The organism is Nitrosospira sp. Nl5 (assembly GCF_900102495.1).
GTDB lineage: Bacteria > Pseudomonadota > Gammaproteobacteria > Burkholderiales > Nitrosomonadaceae > Nitrosospira.
This window is the reverse complement of record NZ_FMVQ01000002.1, coordinates 319246-335495: the sequence shown is the minus strand read 5'-3', so window position 1 is coordinate 335495 and position 16250 is coordinate 319246. Positions and strand designations below refer to the sequence as shown.

Below are 16250 nucleotides of genomic sequence, written 5' to 3'. Positions count from 1 at the left end.
ATTAGCCGGCCGCAAACAAAGCAACCCGGTCATCGGCAACGGCATTACTACTGCTACCGTACTGCTTTTTAATAGCTGCCAGGGAGACCCAAGGAATAACGCGCTATGCTTCCGACGGAATTAGTTAAGCTTCCTGCCTTGATGGAACGCACCAGCGGCATCCCTGAAGTCAGGATCGGACTGATTGATGGGCCTGTTGCGATACAGCATCCCGGCTTGGCGGCGGAACATGTGCGCGAGATTCCCGGCAATAACGGCACCGGCTGTACTCAGGCCAATAGCACGGCGTGCCTTCACGGAACTTTTATCACCGGGATCTTATCCGCAAAACGGAATTCCACCGCGCCTGCTATCTGCCCCAACTGTACCCTCCTCATACGACCAATTTTTACCGAGACAACCTCGGGGCGCGAACACATGCCCAGCGCGACACCGCAGGAATTGGCAGCCGCAATCCTCCAATGCATCAACGCAGGCGCACGGGTCATCAATCTCAGTCTTGCCCTGGCACAACCTTCCACCAGGGGCGAACACGTGCTGGAAGAGGTGCTCACTCTGGCCCTCAAACGCGGCGTATTGATTGTCGCGGCAGCGGGCAATCAGGGCACCCTGGGGAGCTCAGCCATTACCCGCCATTCCTGGGTCATTCCGGTCGTAGCCTGCGACCTGAATGGCCGGCCGAGCAACGAATCGAACCTGGGCAGTTCGATTGGTATGCGGGGGTTAAGCGCACCGGGCGACAACATTACCAGTTTAGGTTCGGAAGGCAAATCGCTTACGCTCGGAGGCACGAGCGTTGCCGTGCCTTTTGTAACCGGTGCCATTGCGCTGCTGTGGTCGGAATTTCCCACAGCGACGGCGGCGCAGATCAAACTCGCGCTTATCCCCGGGGCACGACGAGCCTCGGTGGTTCCTCCTCTGCTGGACGCGAGTGCCGCCTACCAAATTCTGATGATATCGAATGCGAAGAGGCGAATAGCATGACCAGGGCAAGGAAAAGAGACGAACCGGGGGAAATGAGCGAAACGAACAGCTCGCCAGGCAAAGGAGAACAACCCCACCGGGTGCGCCTGCCCGGATTTATCACCGGTGATGAGATCGGGCTTGGCGACGTGGTTAAGCGAACAAGCTCCTATCTCGGAATAAAGCCTTGTGGAGGCTGTGAACGCCGGGCAGCCAAACTCAACCGCTGGCTGGCTTTCACTGGCCGGCGGTCAAGATAGGAAAGTTCGGCTGGAATAGCATGGCAAGGGCCGGCAAAAAAAGGCCAAGCAAACTAAATGGGACGAAATGGACGAAGTGGGCAAAACGAATAACCTTACACTTAGGGAGCAACAATATGACTGAACAAATTGAAACGACCGAACAATCGTCTAATCAGGCAAGTAGTGTAAATGACGTGCGAGCAGCGATGCCTTATTCCGAGGTTCCTTCAAACATGGCAATTTCGCCGCAGGCTGGAGCGGGAAGCTGTAGTAGTTGTGGAGGAGGCGAGGGGATGAGTCCCAATGGTATGGGAACAATCTCGTTTGTCTATGCTATCGGCCGGGTCGAGGCGCGTTTCCCGAACCTTGCGGCGGAAAAGGAATTTGCCCAGGCGACCGGGCGGACAGAAACCACCGGGAAAACCGACCAGCAAGCCTTTCATGCAGTTCTGTCCCAGCGGCAGAACCGCTACCTGGTCCGCCAATTATGCTGGGTGCTGACCATACAAGGCCTGGAAACCTATCTCCTGCAGCCGCGCGATCCGGCGGATACCGACCTGCTGGTGGATGCAATTCGCCCTGCGCCTGCTCCCAGCGACATTGATGTCGTCATCGGTTTGCGCGGCCCTATCGCGCCCCCGCAGATGTGTAATGGATTAATGGTGCCGATCGTGGTCTTCGACCAGATCTACTCTTTCGGCCGCGACGCACTCATCAAGGCTATTCCGAAGCCGGAGAAAATTAATGACAAGCAGTTTGGCCCGGCAGCCGAGGAGTTGTTCGACAGGATTATGCAAATGACGGATAACGCAGGAGCGACAGATGAGCACCGGGCACTGAATTACCTGGCCATGCGTTATCCCGCCATTTATACCAAGGCGGCCGAGAAATACGGTGACGATTATTCAATGACCGGGGTGGAAGTCGTCCCGTCATCACTGAGCAGCACCCGGAAAATCCTTAAAGTCATTTTCTCTTATACCAACCGTAACACTGATTTCGTCGAGAAGTTCTTTGTGCGTGTCGATGTGACTGAGGAATTTCCATTCCTCGTCACCAAGATGTCTCCGTACTACGACCGCTAAATCCAACGGAATCCCCACAAACCCAACGAACTGAAAGGAGATGCGAAATGAATACCATGAATATACCTGGATTTACAGCTGATGCCGCACTACGTCACGCCAGCGACTGCCATTATCTTGCAGCGGGCGCGACTGATGCACCGAGCAGAGGATCAGTTATTCCCCAGCGTATAAAGCTGCGGGACTGGACATGCGAATGCGATGCAGCGACGGATATATGTGTCTGTACATCGGGAGGCGCCATGCGGGTGATTCATGCAGTATTAGGTGAAGTTTAAGGAAATATCTGCATTATACGATCGCCGAAACCATTATTCCCGGACAGTAGTATCTGGTTAAAAGTCTAACAATTTTTTGATTTCAAACCGGCATCAAAATTATTTGCTTGAGAACTCACGCCAGAGCTCGGTCTCTTTGCATTCATTGCTGTTTTAACCGGAGACTGCTGCTTTGGAATATTTAATCAGGAGGATTTTGAAATGAACATCCCACAGTTTAATGCAGAGGCATCACTTGGCCCAACCATGGGCATATACCGGGGAAGGGCCGCTTCCGGCGGAGTTCCTTCAGTCGGCATCGGAGGAGTTATGCCGCAATTTGGTTTCCGGTCGGCTTTTCAGTCGGACCCGGATCTGGGCGCGTACTTGAGATGCAGGGCGAATGGGGGAAGCGAACTCGTATGCCGTTTCTTTGGCGGGCTTCCTCCCTTCACAATCGGTGGCCTCCTGTTTGCCCAGTAAAGACGGCAAATTGAACGTTGCGACACTCGTTTGCCGCAACTTCGCAGGCCACTCCCGGTGCGTGCGGAAATTTATTTGATCGGCATTTCCTTAACGAAATGCCGCCATGTGAGATCATCGAAGCCATTATTTCCGGAGGCAATTAAAATGAATATGCCCAGTTTCACCGCGGAGGCCTCGCTTTATAAAACGGGTGGAAACTACCGTATGCGCGCGGTTTCCGGCTCCCTTGAGAAGGGACTGCAAATGCAGGCATTGGCCGGAATCAGATTTGGACCGACCCTTGAACCATCTGCATGCCAAGTCATATGCGAGAGATTTTTTGAAAATGGAGTCAGTTTTGAACGATGCAGAATTGAATGCCCGACTGTGGAGGACGGTGGTGGTGACGATTCAGATTGCCGGACCCGTTGCAGGAATATGGGCAATTCGGAGCAGTTTTGCATGCGGCTGTGCCTGTTGGGGTGAATGCGGGATAGGTGCATGCCGAGGGAGCGCTGATAAGACGCTGGCGAGATGTTAAACCGGTAACACTAACTAAAAATCATAAATAACGCGCGAGGTAAGCAACCATTCGGTTTTGCTCGTCTCATTCAATTGTGAGGGTCCCCCTCCCAGCTGGATTGATACGCCTTTACCGGCAACGTACTGAATTTGGGGGGTTAAACGATAACGCCAGTCATGCTTTCCGATTTCGGTATTCAATTCGACCCCGAGTATAAAATGCTCCGAATAACTGTAAAACAAGCTGTTATTCATCAAGCCGATAATATCGCCGGATTTGCCGAGCGCGGTATGCCTGGCGCCAACCATATTCATCGTGCTCCACCGATTGGAAAATCGATAATCGTTTAAATAGAGGAGTTCCGCCGCATACACTTTTTCCTCTATCTTCCGGCGGCCGATGGCCTGCCAGCCATGAAGCATCCGCCCTTTTGCCAAATGGCCAAAAGTGCCTTGTAAGGAAACCTTATATTCTTTTCGCGTTGTATTCTCAAGCGGCAGCTCAAATTCGATCGCATGCCCTTTCGCGAACGAATATTCAACTTCCGGCGACCATTCAACCTGGCCTGAGCGCGGCGAATAATCCAGCAAAGTATTGACCTCGAGTTTGCCTTTCGGCGCGCCGAGCGGGTCAACCAAGTCGAAGACCATGGGCTCGGGTCTATTGCCTTGGCTGCCGGGCGCCCTCTCGCCTTTTTCACTGTAAGCATCGTGCGTGAAGCCAAGCCCGGCGACGATAGCCGACATGCTTGCAAGACCGCGAATATGGCCGGGCGTCCATGCGTACTTTCGAAGCCGTAGGAAAAAGCCCATGACTTCACGACCTATGGCCTTGGTTCATGGAGGGCCTTTATTGTTTTTGAGGGAATAAGGAGATAGACAGGGGATTTCCTGTCTATTACACATTTTCAGGACTTACAACCTTGCCGGCTCTTTTGCGGGGCAGGGGTCGCCATTATCAGATTGCTGGGGAACCGCTTGGGCCGCCCTTATTGTATATGGCTGAGTATGAACGCTGCAATTCCTGTTCTCTGTACGTTGCCGCACTTATGATAGCTTGGGCCGAGCCAGGAATCACTGAATGACTACGGCTTGAGATAAGTCAAATCTTTATTTTTTTACCCTTTTTATGGGGTAGCACCAGCAGTGTATCATCGGCTACCATCTGAATCAGTCGGTGCCGTCAAAGTCGGCAGGCTTTCCAGGCACATTCGGTCTTCTGCCAAGGATTACACGCGGCGTCTAGGCTGCGCGCCGGACCCCTCATTCCGGGTGAGTATGCGTTGTGGCGAACGGAGGACTCAACCTCTCCATTCGGAAAGCGACGCACCATGAAGGTGGCGCACTCCAGCACCTGGGGTGGGAACATCCTGCATCGCCGGTTGTCTCCGCCGAGCGCGACATGAACAGGATACTTTGGGAGTGATTTACTGCCGATCGGCAGGCGGGGGCAGTTCCGGCAGACGTGGCCTACGACGAGCTATGAACCCAAGTAGGGATTGTAAGCCGGAACCCTCGGAATTTTGAAGTCCGTTTAATACATGGGTTATTCCAATGTTACGTTGCCCAGCATTGCCTCAGATCCGTCTCGTTAGCTTTTAGAGCCTCAGACAATGGCATACCGGAAATAGCAAAACAATCCTATTGAGACAAAAAAAGCGTCTCATTATGGTGACCCGCTTGGGTATACCCATCTGGGAGCGCGTCAACCCGTATGGTATGAAGCTGTTGTTTTCAAATCGGCCCCAAAATAATTTGCTTGAGAACCCGCGTTAGCGCTTGATCTTTGCGCATGCGTTACTGGTTTAACTATAAACCGGACACTACTGATGTAAGATAGTGAATCTACTTATATCTAATTGCAAATACTGCTCGGGGATAGGGCCACTCAAGTCATGCAGGCAATCGATCACCATGTACAAAGCTTCTTTGTGCAAGCCCTGCAACTTGATGTCACCACCTTGAGGCTGGAAGCCAGGTGAATCAAGTCTTTCAAGGGTGTTCTTGCGGTAGAATGAACTCCGAAACGTTAGTAAAGAAGAACTCTTTAATATACTGGTAGTGTTCTCGGTTCAACACGAACAGGTGAGGAGGGGGAATGACAGTTTTTCAATTTTGTACGTTAAATTCTTGCCGGTTTTGACGTAAATTGGAAAATTCGGATTAATGCATCTTTCTGGGACATATTAACGATATTGATTTAATTCATTTTTGGAGGGCTTAAATATGTCATTAGCATTTTCACCGGGAGTGAGAGCGTTCGAACATCCATCCGGTCTGAGTGTAGTGAGAGGCGCGGTATCGAACCGGCTTCTTGCTATAGGTATGGCAAGAATGGGCCCGGTCGGCGAACCGGTAAGTATTCGAAGTTACAACCAATTCACCGAGCGCTTCGGAGAAGACCTGTCCTATGGCGAATTAGCAGTGCAGATGCGCCAATTCTTTACCGCAGGCGGCAGCGATGCCGTAGTCATACGATCCGCGCGAAATGCGGTGCCTTCGAATCTTGCTTTACGCACCGAATTTGGTTTGGGCCCCGTGCTGACGATAACCGCACGAGATGAAGGTATTCTTGGCAACATGATCCGGACCGTGGTCGACTACAACACGGCCAACCCGGAATTGACCTTCAACCTCACGGTCTATCGTGAAACGGTTGATACACAAGGCCGACTTGGTCGTGAAGACGAAGAGATCTTCTCGAACCTTTCGATGGACCCGGCTTCCTCGAACTACATTGAGAACGTTGTGAATGGAGCGTCCGCGCTGGTGAGCATCGAGGTTGAGACGGCGACGGTGTTACCCATACCGAACGTCAACAATGATGCGTTCAGCCAATCCGGTATCTATTTTGACGATGAAAATGCGTTCCTGACAACGGTCTATGCCCTTACCGATCCGACGATCGTGGTTGAGATCGACGGCGTCCATCAGGCCAACGTCAATCTTGGGCTTGGCATTACCACCCCCGGTGATACTACGGCTACGCTGGCTGGCATTGCCTCCCGCATTAATAATGCGCTGATCGCGCAAAGCCTGTCCGCCCGGGTGAATGTCACTCTTGTGGGTAATGGAACCGATGGAACCTCACCTGGAACCCCAGTCGCCCTGCGCATCGCAGTTAACAGCACTGAAGGGACGCGAATGATCCGTATCCTTCCTGCCCTCAGTAATGATGCGACCGGTGTGTTGGGTCTTGGTGCAGCACGTGGAGGTTTCGAAACCGGGTACTACTCGCAGTTCCGTCCCGCAATGAATGGATTCTACACAAAACCGTTTGCCGCCAGCGGCGACCTCTCCAATATCCATGGTTTACTAACCTTGGTCCCGGGAGCCCCGGGAGTCCCACCCTATACCCTCGATTTTTCAGATGGCACCACCGGTGGTTCAGCCACAGATATCGCTTGGGGAATGGAGGGCGCAGAGGGTCTTCTGGACGATGCCAACCCGGCGACACCTCAGTCAATTGCCAATCTTCAGGCAAATCTCGACAGTCTCGTGGCTGCCATGAATGCTTCGATCGGAACGCACTGGCGATTCTCGCGCATCGGCGTTCGAATCCAGGGGTTCCGCCTTGATGGTGCTGTTGGCGCATCCAATGCGGCCGGTCTGGTCAATATCTCTGCGCCAGTGGCAGCTTACTTCGGCGGAGCCACAGCAAACCGTCCAAGTGGTGCGCTTGGCCAGGACGGTGGTACGCCAGGGTCTGATGGCATTGCGCCTCAATTGGATGATTACAACGACATCTTCCAGACAGTGTCGCGACAAGTCGAAATTTACAACATGCTGATCCTCACCCGCGGCCACAACCAAACCGATGACGACCGATCACTGATTTGGGGGGCGGCAAGCAATGCGGCACGCGATAGCAATGCTTTGCTGATAGTGGATCCGCGCAGCGATAACCATGCCTGGTCGAATGTCGATGAGATAATAGCCGATTTGGCCGACTTCAAAACCGGCATTGTGCCCGAGGTTTCGTGTACGTTCTGGCCACGAACTACCACGGCTATTGGTGCAAGTGAAAGAAATGTCGACCCTTGCGGAACGATTGCCGGTGTGATTGCAGGTACCATTGCACGTTCTGGCGTGTGGCGTGCGGCCGCAGGTCTTTCAGCTCCACTTATTGGTGCCACCGGTTTGGAATATCCGATGTCTAATGCCGATAACGGTGTGATCAATCCGCGGGCTATCAACGCGTTACGCATCAAGTCGACAGGTGCCGTGTGTTGGGGCGCCCGCACATTGGCGGGCGACGACGCCTTCAGCAACCGTGATTTCGCCTACATCAATGTGCGCATGACGACTGATTTCATCAAGAATTCTGTCACGCGCGCGCTCGATGGCTATGTGTTCCAGAACAACAATGCCACCACCTGGGCCAATATCGAGTTGATGGGGAAATCGTTCATGCAGGGGCTATACGAAAAAGGTGCATTCCGCGGCACGACCGCCGACGAGGCCTACGACGTTCAATGTAATGAGTTCACAACATCGCTTGCCGATATCCAGCTTGGTATTTTGAACGTCTGGGTCAAGTTCGCGCCAAATTTCCCGGCAGAATTCATTCATTTGCATATTCAACACAAATTCCAGCAGCCATCAGCATAACAGGAGGCTCACATGGCAATTGTACCAGTTACCGTCCGTTCGGTCCCGCTCACCAATGCTTACTTCGAGATGTACCTTGATCAAGCTCTTGTGGCCGCGATCACGTCGATCGGCGCGATCAAAAGCACCGTTGCGGCGAACCCTTCGAAAAGCGGAACCCAACTTCATTCAGTTTTTAGCCCCGGTGCAGTTACTTATGAGGCATGCGAGATCAAGCAGGCCCAGATCTTGGATGTCGCCCTGATCAACTGGTTTGGATTCGTCCACGACCCAATCAGTGCGGGGAAGGTGTCGATCGACGAGATGAAGAAGAACATTATTATCTACGTGAATGACAGCCAGATGCGTCGACGGATCAAGCACGAGCTTTTTTACTGTCTGCCTACCTCCATTGCCTGGGATGCACTCGATTCCAATGCCGAGGCAAACACGTTTTTGTCGTTCACTATACAGCATGAATACGCGATAACGACGTATCTCGAACCGAAGTGACATAAATGAAGACGGTACGCGGACGGTGCATCTACGGTGCCGATGGGCGTTCGGACTATACGCTGGCACCATTGAACGAGCACCTGCTTTTTGAATTTGGTGCTGACCCCGACCGGGCTCTGGAGGCTGCGGTGCAACCGGGCGTTGGCCTCATCGGGCCCGAGGATCTTGGCGCATTGCCAATTGTCGATTTCGAACTGATGCTTGCGCATTTTTGCATAGGGAATTTTGGCGACGTGGTTGGTCACAACATTACTTGCGGATCTTGCCGGAAGATTTTCGGTGTCGAGTTTTCGCTCCGCACTTTTATCAGCGCACTGACCGCCGAGATTGTGAAACACGACTCACCGGATTTCAACGGCGCACCTTTGGCGCTGCCCACGCGAGACATGATTCGGAATGCGAATGAGAAATCCGATCTCGTGGGTTTGGTCTGGAAGAACGCGATGCCCGAGCCAGGGGATCTGTCCACGCTTGAGAAGTATCTTGAACGGGCTTGCCCAGTCCTGGAAGAAAACATCAGGGCTGCTTGCCCTGCTTGCACCACCGAGCAAAGTTTTCACTTCGCGCTACGCGATTGGATCACCGCGAAGCTCAAAGCGCGGGTCAAGGTACTTCTGGCTCAAATTCATATTCTGGCATCAAGCTATCACTGGCGCTTTGATGAGATTCTCGCGCTTTCACGGCAAACGCGGTCAGCCTTAATCGAAACAATCCGAAACCAGGGCACCCGGTCAATGCCTGGCTGGCGCGAATGAGGTTCTTCGGTATGCAAGGCTATTTTGAGAAACTGATTGAAAACTATGGAGCCCAGGAAAGTTCTTTCCCAGCCGAGATGCCCTTGACGCATGAAGTTGAAGCACCCGAGTCTCCGGTCGCGGCTGCCCAACCGGCAGTTGACACCAAAACGCCTCAATCGCATACCGGGGTCAAGGAAGCTCCAGCGGCAATTGTTTCGCCTGATATCAATCCATCCACGGAGGAATTTGATCAAGATTTATTTATCCCTGACCCTCTCGAAAAAAGTACGCCAGAACGCATTGAGCGCCTTACCGAACGGGTGATAGAACAGGTCCCGGCCAAAGTTGCACAGGCCAAACAAACGAAAATCACTGATGAGCCTGTTATTCAGAAGGCCCAATTCGAACCGGCGCCAGTTAGTGTGACGCATCAGCATGAACACATCCATGTTCACGAAGCATCACCGCCTATACCCGGACCAGTAGCTGAGGGCGTCGAACCCTCAGCCCCGCTCGCGGCTCCTGACAGCCCCGATCCGTTACCCCTGCCGGAATTACATGACCGTAGCGCACTGGTGGATCTTGAAGCACATCTGGCGAAGGCGCTTTCACAAATTCATGGTGTGGAAAAGGATGAGTCCGTGCCACGTATCACAGCCGCGGACTTCGAGCCCGCCGATGAAGGTGCTCCTTTGCTATTGGAATCCGAAACGGTACGTGAAGTCACGCGTGAGGTCGTCAAAGAGATCCATCGTCACCACCACGAAACGCGTATCGAGCAGGTAGCGTTGCGCGCTCCACGCAGTGCCGAAGAAGCGTCGCAAATCGGTCGGATCCGGTTTGCCTCGGTCTGGGACCGGCAGGGAGGGAGGTGATGGCGGTTACGAACCTCTCCGATGTCACCAGCAGCCTGGAAACGCTTTTGAAGGAAAACATTGAGCGGCGGCTCGGCAATATGGTGACAGTGAACACGAGTTCCGTGTCGCCCCTCGACGTGTCGCCGATGGGGCATATGGTGAATGTGTTCCTTTTTCATTTTCATCCCGAGGGAAAGCAGTCTATCCACGAAAACAGTGCGATTGACCCGCCGGTCCCGGCGAGCTTTTCCAAACCGGTTACGCTCTACTACCATTTGACGGCGCATCACAACGCGAGCAACGAACCGCACCTGATCGAACAAGACCTGCTTGGCCACGCGCTCGCCACATTATTGGACTATCCGCAACTCAACGATGAGCGTTTCATCGGCGGCACCCAGGTTTTCGAAACCAACCTGACCGATGAAGGTAACGAATTCGAGCTTGAGGTTGTTGTGAAATCTGACAACGAAGCACTTACGGTGTGGGCCGGGTACGAGGGTGGTGCGATCCGCCCAAGCCTATATTTCAAAGTGAAGAACGTGAAGCTGCAGCCGGAAATGCCCACCTCCCTGGCGAGCCCGATCCTAACTATCGGAAAACTCGTGGTGCCCAACATGGGCCCGAAACTGTTTTCGATGCAAAGCACCGTGACCGCGAGTTTCCCGAGTGTCGATGGCCCGATCGATCGCCAGTTCAAAAAGAGCCCTGCCGAGCTCTATCTCGGGGCAGCGCCCACCGACCTCGACTTCACCCTGAAGGGCGCGTCCATTGACCAATTTGTTGGCGTTGATCTCTCGGTCCCGGTCGGTAATACGACTGAGACACTGCGTGTAGACTTCACTGACAATGCACCACATGGCTGGGCAATACGCACGGAGCGTACCGGCGTTGTGATCACATTCGCCAGCTCGGTTGAGCGCCTGGTCTCCGGCGTGCCAACATTGCTGGCCCTCGAACCGGGACCGGCACAGCTTGGTGTTACAAAGACCGAGTATCTGGAGCGCGAGGGTGCACAGGTGCCGGTTGAGATCCCGTCTAACAGGATTGCATTTACGCTCAATCCGCATATCGCATCGATCACGCCAACGGTACCGCGACGGTTCCGAATCGATCTTGATGGTGACTACGATCTGAACGCGATGGCGCCGCCCGGCGCGCATAGTGCCTTCATTCGCCTCGCTGTTGGCGGTACCGTAATTGAAGTGGTCGATAATCTGGGCGCGCTCACCGACGGGCAATGCGCGATTTCCGGTGCCCGAAGTCTCGATTTTATTCTGCCAACCGCCACCGACGACACAACGCTTGCATACGTTCAGCTCTGGGTCCGTGACAGCGTCAGCCAACCGTTCTGGATCGGAAGCGTATGAGTAATAAATTCTCCTCTGTCTTCCAGCATGATGTCGCCGCGATCATGAGCACGGTCGAAGGCGCCCTGGCCGAAGACAGGCAGGAACAAGCGCGGCCAACTGACAGCTGCGACTCGAGGTTCGTTAAACTTTGCGAGGTGTTTCGGCTGACGGACGCAGAGATCGACATGCTCCGCTGCCTGATCGCGCAATCCCTCGACCCGACGCTATCAGATAAATTCGAAGACCGGACCGGCTTCGCATACGTTTCGGAGCTGCTGCTTCGGCAGGGTTTCGGACACGGTATCGAGCCGATCTATACCAGCGATAGCGCACTCAATATATGGCGTCTCGCCCACGCGCGTGATATGGGACCCAGTCAGCCCATAGCGTTCGAACTTGATCTCGCTGTGCTGGAGTGGCTCGCCGGCAAATCGGGGCTTGAGCCCCGGCTCTTGCGCCGGCTCATCCGTGGAGGCAAGGCAAGCAAGGCGTTTTCCGGCTTGTATGACAGGGAGCTGGATCGGCTGACTACCGCGCTGCAAACAGGCCTTGCGCAAATCGTACTGCTGAATGCTGATGAAGGCGCCGACATTCCGGATTTCCTCGCTACGCTTTCGACCAGGCTCAGCTTGCCTGTCTTGACCGTACGGCCACCCCAATCAGCCTTGAGCGATCAGGACATTCAGAAACTGCACCGTTTCGCCAAGGTTCAGAATGCCATTCTTTTTTGGGCCGCACCCACGCTTGATATGCTCGTACCCGCGCTGGCACCTGCAACGCACATCCAGTGCGTGATGGCAAAACGCGGGCTGGGGTTAAGTGCCTATACCGATCTTCCGCGCCTTACGCTCCATGTGCCAGGCCCCGGACGTGACCGGCTCTCATATATGCTGAAATCCCGGTTCCCCGAAGCAACAGAAAAGTCGATTGCAAAAACCGTGAACATTAAAGGGCTTACTCCAAACAAGATTATGGATCCATCGGTCGAAAATCTGGGCGAACTTATCGCCCGACAGGAAGCCATCAACGCCGAGGCTTTGACCGATTGGGCGGTGCCGCTTAAAACCAACATGCGCTTTGACGACCTTGTGCTTGAGCCGGGCCTAAAAAAAGAGCTCCGCCAACTGGTTGGCGAGATCGAAGCTCATACCGAACTCTGGCAAAATCCAGAGATTGCACGGGTCTATTCTCAGGAACGTGCGCTAACCGTGTTGTTGCAGGGACCGCCGGGCACAGGCAAAACTCTGACCGCACGTGTCCTCGCCGGTGAAGCCGGGTTGCCGCTTTTCCGCGTCGATGCAGCCAGCCTGACAAGCAAGTACATAGGTGAAACGGCCGAAAATATGCGCTCGCTTTTCCGAGCAGCCAACAAATCGGGCACGATGCTCTTCATCGATGAGTTTGAAGCGATTGTTGGCAAACGGACCGAAACGCGCAATGAAATTGCCCGCTCCTACAATCACGACACCGCATATTTTCTGCAACTTATCGAAACGCAATTCGAAGGGGTCGTCGTCTTCGCCTCCAACCGCCCGATGGAAATCGACGAAGCCATGCATCGGCGTATTCGCAAGGTGTTTGACTTCAAGCTGCCCGACAAGGGCGAGCGCAAAGAACTCTGGCGCCTAGCCCTGGTACCCTTTGGTGTGTCCAGCGAAGTGTTACAGTTTGCTGACCTGCTGGCAGAAAGCTTTTCACTTTCCGGGTCGCGGATTAAAGCCGTAGTACTCAATGCACATGCACTTGGCCAGTTCCGTCAGTCTGGTCCCGATATTTGCAGTCTGCGTCAGGCCGTACTCAGCGAGGCAAGGAGCAATGGCCGTTTACCTTCGGCCCGTGAACTCCAACGGATCGAGAGCCTAGTTATGGAACCACGTATGGGGGCAAGCTCATGAGCCTGTCGGAACTACCGGAAAAAAGTGTCCAGGGCGCGCTTATCCAGCTGTTCCCGGGTTCCGGGATTACGGGTATCGCCAATGCGATTCCCAACATCGTTCAGTTCGATATAAACCCCGACGAGCTGACCCGTAACTTCACTCCGTGGAAGGTGGATACGGAGAACAACGCACCCGCACCGGGTGCAGGTATTCAGCCGATTACGGTGCCGGAAACATTCGCGGACTTCAAGATCATCCTTGACCCATACGCTGTGAAGAACTCTGCAATCCCGATCAACATCCTGAGCGTGGAAGCGCGTCTGGCGGCACTTCGCAAAATGATTGAACCTTCAAAAGGTCTTCTGGGCGACCTGGTCAGTTCGTTCTCTGACCTCGCGAATATCGAGCAGGATTACACTCCACCCGAGATCGCACCGGTGATCCTCTGGCTCGGAACCAGGATTATATTGCCCGTTCAGATCGAGACTTTCTCGATCACCGAACACCAGCATGATCGACTTTACTACCCTGTACGTGCAACCGTCACGCTGAGCCTGAAAGTAATGACGCCTGACCAATTCCGCTGCGCCAACTCGGTTGTCGCCGAAATTGCCATCGCAGCCTATGAATATACGCGCCTTCAACAGGACCTGAGTGCGATTGTCAGCGTCGCTGATATCTCACCACTCTGGCGCCTCATCGCCCCAATCTAGGAAACGCTCATGGCCACTTTTACTAAAAACAGCCGCTACTCCAAATACTCCGATGTCTACAAAACGACAGATAGGCGCGGCAATAGGGTGCTGGCCGTTCTACCTGCCAGGATCCCGCTCAAAAAAAATCGTGGTGCTCATACCTCGAAAGAGGGACAACGGCTCGACCACATCGCCTGGCACTACCTCAAGGATGCGGAGGCATTCTGGGTGCTCACCGCTCATAATGCCCGGCTTTTGCCGGATGCTGTTCAATTCCAGTACCGCATCCGCATTCCGGTAAACGAGGACTGACGATACTATCCACTATCAAAATCGTGAGCGGTGCAGGTGGAACGCCCTGGAGCGATAACCAGCGCGCCTGCGTACTTGAAGTGCGCAGCGAGCACAAGTTGAACGACCTAACCAGTTTCAGCATCCTCATGCACGATATTTCCGACCGGCGGGAAGACACCGAACACCGCCTGCTGGCCGTCGGCAACCAGGTGGCCGTTCTGATCCGCGTTGCCGAGGGTGACAACTGGCAAGTCCTGTTTCAAGGCAAAGTCACCGAGATTGAAACACACGAGACACAGGGCGGAATCGGATCCACCATTCTCTACAAAGGCGTCGACATCAGAAGCGTGATGGCGGGACGACATTTTACAGGCTCCTGGTCGGGCCAGGTCGACGATGTGATGGAACAAATCATCAAGCTTGATTTTTCGAACACGGAAGTCGATGCGCCGGTAAACAACACGCTTGACCCGGACGAAAACCCGCTCGCACAAAACTCCAACAATCTCGAATTCGTACGCGACCAGGCCGTGGCCTACGGGTTTAATTTCTGGGTGTCCTATGCGACGATCCCGGAAGATGCGTTGGGGAGCGCGATTGAGGCAGTCACACCGGGCTCACCGGCGGTTACGATTGAACCGACTATACATTGGGGGCAGTCACCCTATCTTCAGGCAAAACTCGGGGAACTCGTGCTCGGCGACCCAGACCTCAGCCTGCCCGTATTGGACAATGGTGACAGCCAAACGCCGATTGATTTCAATGTCCACGTGAACAGCAATTCCTGTCCAAACGTCATGAGTTTCGAAGTCACTAGCGATGGTCAGGAAGTCTCTGTGATGGAAGGTCAGCAAGACGGAGCCGGACTTGGCGCAAGCATTTCCGCAGCAGGCGCGAACCCGTTTGCCGACCCCGGTGACCCGGATGCTCCGGTTGTCTTCTTTGTTCCAAGGGCAGTGCAGAGCAACGAGCAAGACGACGCTGTGAACATCGCACTCGAAACCGCTCGTGGGTTTAACAAGCGCGTAAAGCTCTCGACCACGCTACGAATGATCGAGCGCATTATCCTTCCGCATGATCTCGGTATGCTTCACGGCGTGGCCGACGAGCTTTCGGGCATTCTGTTTCGCGTCAGCGAGACTGTGCACGTCATTCGCCTCGACGATCACTTCATGGACGTGGTCCTGGAAAGCGATGGAGAGGTACCTGCCAGCTCGGATGCGGGCAATCTATTAGAAGGAGTAATTTGATGACGATCCCGGTGCGTGGTCCCACAATCGACGAAATAGTTCGCCCAAGCACGGGCCGCCTTTACGGCAAGTTCCGGGGCGAAGTTACCGATAACGATGACCCGAACAGGCGCGGACGGCTCAGGGTGAGAGTTAACGATCTCACCGATACGGAAGGTAACTGGGCGGAACCTTGCGTGCCCTATGCCGGGGACGGGATCGGTTTTTTCGCTATACCTCCGGTCGGTACCGGCGTTTGGGTCGAGTTTTTGGGCGGCCGGATCGACCGCATGGTCTATGCCGGATTTTTCTGGCGTGACGGAGAACTCGACAAGCAGGATTACGATGTAGAGCGCGTGCACTTTGAAACCAGCTCTCTGCGCATCGACATCAAGGATGCCGAAGACGAAATACATATCCAGATCAAAAGCGGCGGGTCGATCACGATCAAGGGGGGAGAAATCACGCTGAAAGCCGACAGCGTGACGCAGGAGGCGGCGGGCCACAAGGTCGTCCTGGATGCCACTGCCTTCGACGTAAAAAACTCGGCACTCAAGGTACTGTGACCT

15 protein-coding genes are annotated in these 16250 nt (G+C 54.1%); 14 read left to right on the top strand and 1 reads right to left on the bottom strand.

The genetic code is table 11. The annotated features are described in order from the left end of the window. Positions 1-105: 105 nt before the first annotated feature. From BLP45_RS03945 to BLP45_RS03930, 4 genes are all read left to right on the top strand, one after another. Positions 106-984 (top strand): S8 family peptidase, encoded by an 879-nt coding sequence (locus tag BLP45_RS03945; protein WP_090369950.1) that lies wholly within the window; start codon positions 106-108, stop codon positions 982-984. Continuing rightward, entirely contained in the window at positions 981-1223 is a 243-nt protein-coding gene (locus BLP45_RS03940; RefSeq protein ID WP_090369948.1) for a hypothetical protein, read from the top strand. The genes BLP45_RS03945 and BLP45_RS03940 overlap by 4 nt, the downstream gene beginning before the upstream one ends. A gap of 116 nt (positions 1224-1339) precedes the next feature. Then, positions 1340-2290, top strand: a complete 951-nt coding sequence (locus tag BLP45_RS03935; protein WP_090369946.1) for a cyanobactin maturation protease PatG family protein — start codon at positions 1340-1342, stop codon at positions 2288-2290. Positions 2291-2337: 47 nt separating this feature from the next. Then, positions 2338-2568, top strand: a complete 231-nt coding sequence (locus BLP45_RS03930) for a hypothetical protein (protein WP_090369944.1) — start codon at positions 2338-2340, stop codon at positions 2566-2568. 999 nt (positions 2569-3567) lie between these two features. Here BLP45_RS03930 and BLP45_RS03915 read toward each other — a convergent pair. Next, entirely contained in the window at positions 3568-4347 is a 780-nt protein-coding gene (locus BLP45_RS03915) for a hypothetical protein (RefSeq protein ID WP_176754651.1), read from the bottom strand. A 1521-nt stretch (positions 4348-5868) separates the two neighbouring features. On the opposite strand from BLP45_RS03915, the gene BLP45_RS03905 reads away from it, so the two are divergent. From BLP45_RS03905 to BLP45_RS03860, 10 genes are read left to right on the top strand one after another with little or no spacing between them, the layout of a single operon-like run. Continuing rightward, positions 5869-8145, top strand: a complete 2277-nt coding sequence (locus tag BLP45_RS03905) for a phage tail sheath C-terminal domain-containing protein (RefSeq protein ID WP_176754650.1) — start codon at positions 5869-5871, stop codon at positions 8143-8145. Between the two features lie 12 nt (positions 8146-8157). Then, positions 8158-8637 carry a phage tail protein gene (locus BLP45_RS03900; RefSeq protein ID WP_090369936.1) on the top strand — a complete coding sequence of 160 codons (480 nt, stop codon included), beginning with the start codon at positions 8158-8160 and terminating at the stop codon, positions 8635-8637. A gap of 5 nt (positions 8638-8642) precedes the next feature. Continuing rightward, positions 8643-9395: a hypothetical protein gene (locus tag BLP45_RS03895; RefSeq protein ID WP_090369934.1), complete on the top strand. Its 753-nt coding sequence runs from the start codon at positions 8643-8645 to the stop codon at positions 9393-9395. Between the two features lie 11 nt (positions 9396-9406). Then, complete coding sequence (locus BLP45_RS03890) at positions 9407-10252, top strand: hypothetical protein (protein WP_143002389.1); 846 nt, start codon at positions 9407-9409, stop codon at positions 10250-10252. Beyond that, the gene (locus BLP45_RS03885) at positions 10252-11604 is read left to right on the top strand and encodes a Pvc16 family protein (protein WP_090369930.1); all 1353 of its coding nucleotides are present in this window, start codon (positions 10252-10254) and stop codon (positions 11602-11604) included. The genes BLP45_RS03890 and BLP45_RS03885 overlap by 1 nt, the downstream gene beginning before the upstream one ends. Continuing rightward, complete coding sequence (locus BLP45_RS03880) at positions 11601-13481, top strand: ATP-binding protein (RefSeq protein WP_090369928.1); 1881 nt, start codon at positions 11601-11603, stop codon at positions 13479-13481. The genes BLP45_RS03885 and BLP45_RS03880 overlap by 4 nt, the downstream gene beginning before the upstream one ends. Continuing rightward, complete coding sequence (locus BLP45_RS03875; RefSeq protein WP_090369926.1) at positions 13478-14176, top strand: hypothetical protein; 699 nt, start codon at positions 13478-13480, stop codon at positions 14174-14176. The genes BLP45_RS03880 and BLP45_RS03875 overlap by 4 nt, the downstream gene beginning before the upstream one ends. Before the next feature lie 9 nt (positions 14177-14185). Further along, positions 14186-14470, top strand: coding sequence for a hypothetical protein (locus BLP45_RS03870; protein WP_090369923.1), 285 nt, complete (start codon positions 14186-14188; stop codon positions 14468-14470). 23 nt (positions 14471-14493) lie between these two features. Continuing rightward, positions 14494-15702 carry a hypothetical protein gene (locus BLP45_RS03865; RefSeq protein WP_143002388.1) on the top strand — a complete coding sequence of 403 codons (1209 nt, stop codon included), beginning with the start codon at positions 14494-14496 and terminating at the stop codon, positions 15700-15702. Next, complete coding sequence (locus tag BLP45_RS03860; protein WP_090369919.1) at positions 15702-16247, top strand: phage baseplate assembly protein V; 546 nt, start codon at positions 15702-15704, stop codon at positions 16245-16247. Before BLP45_RS03865 ends, BLP45_RS03860 begins: the two co-directional genes overlap by 1 nt. Positions 16248-16250: the final 3 nt, after the last annotated feature.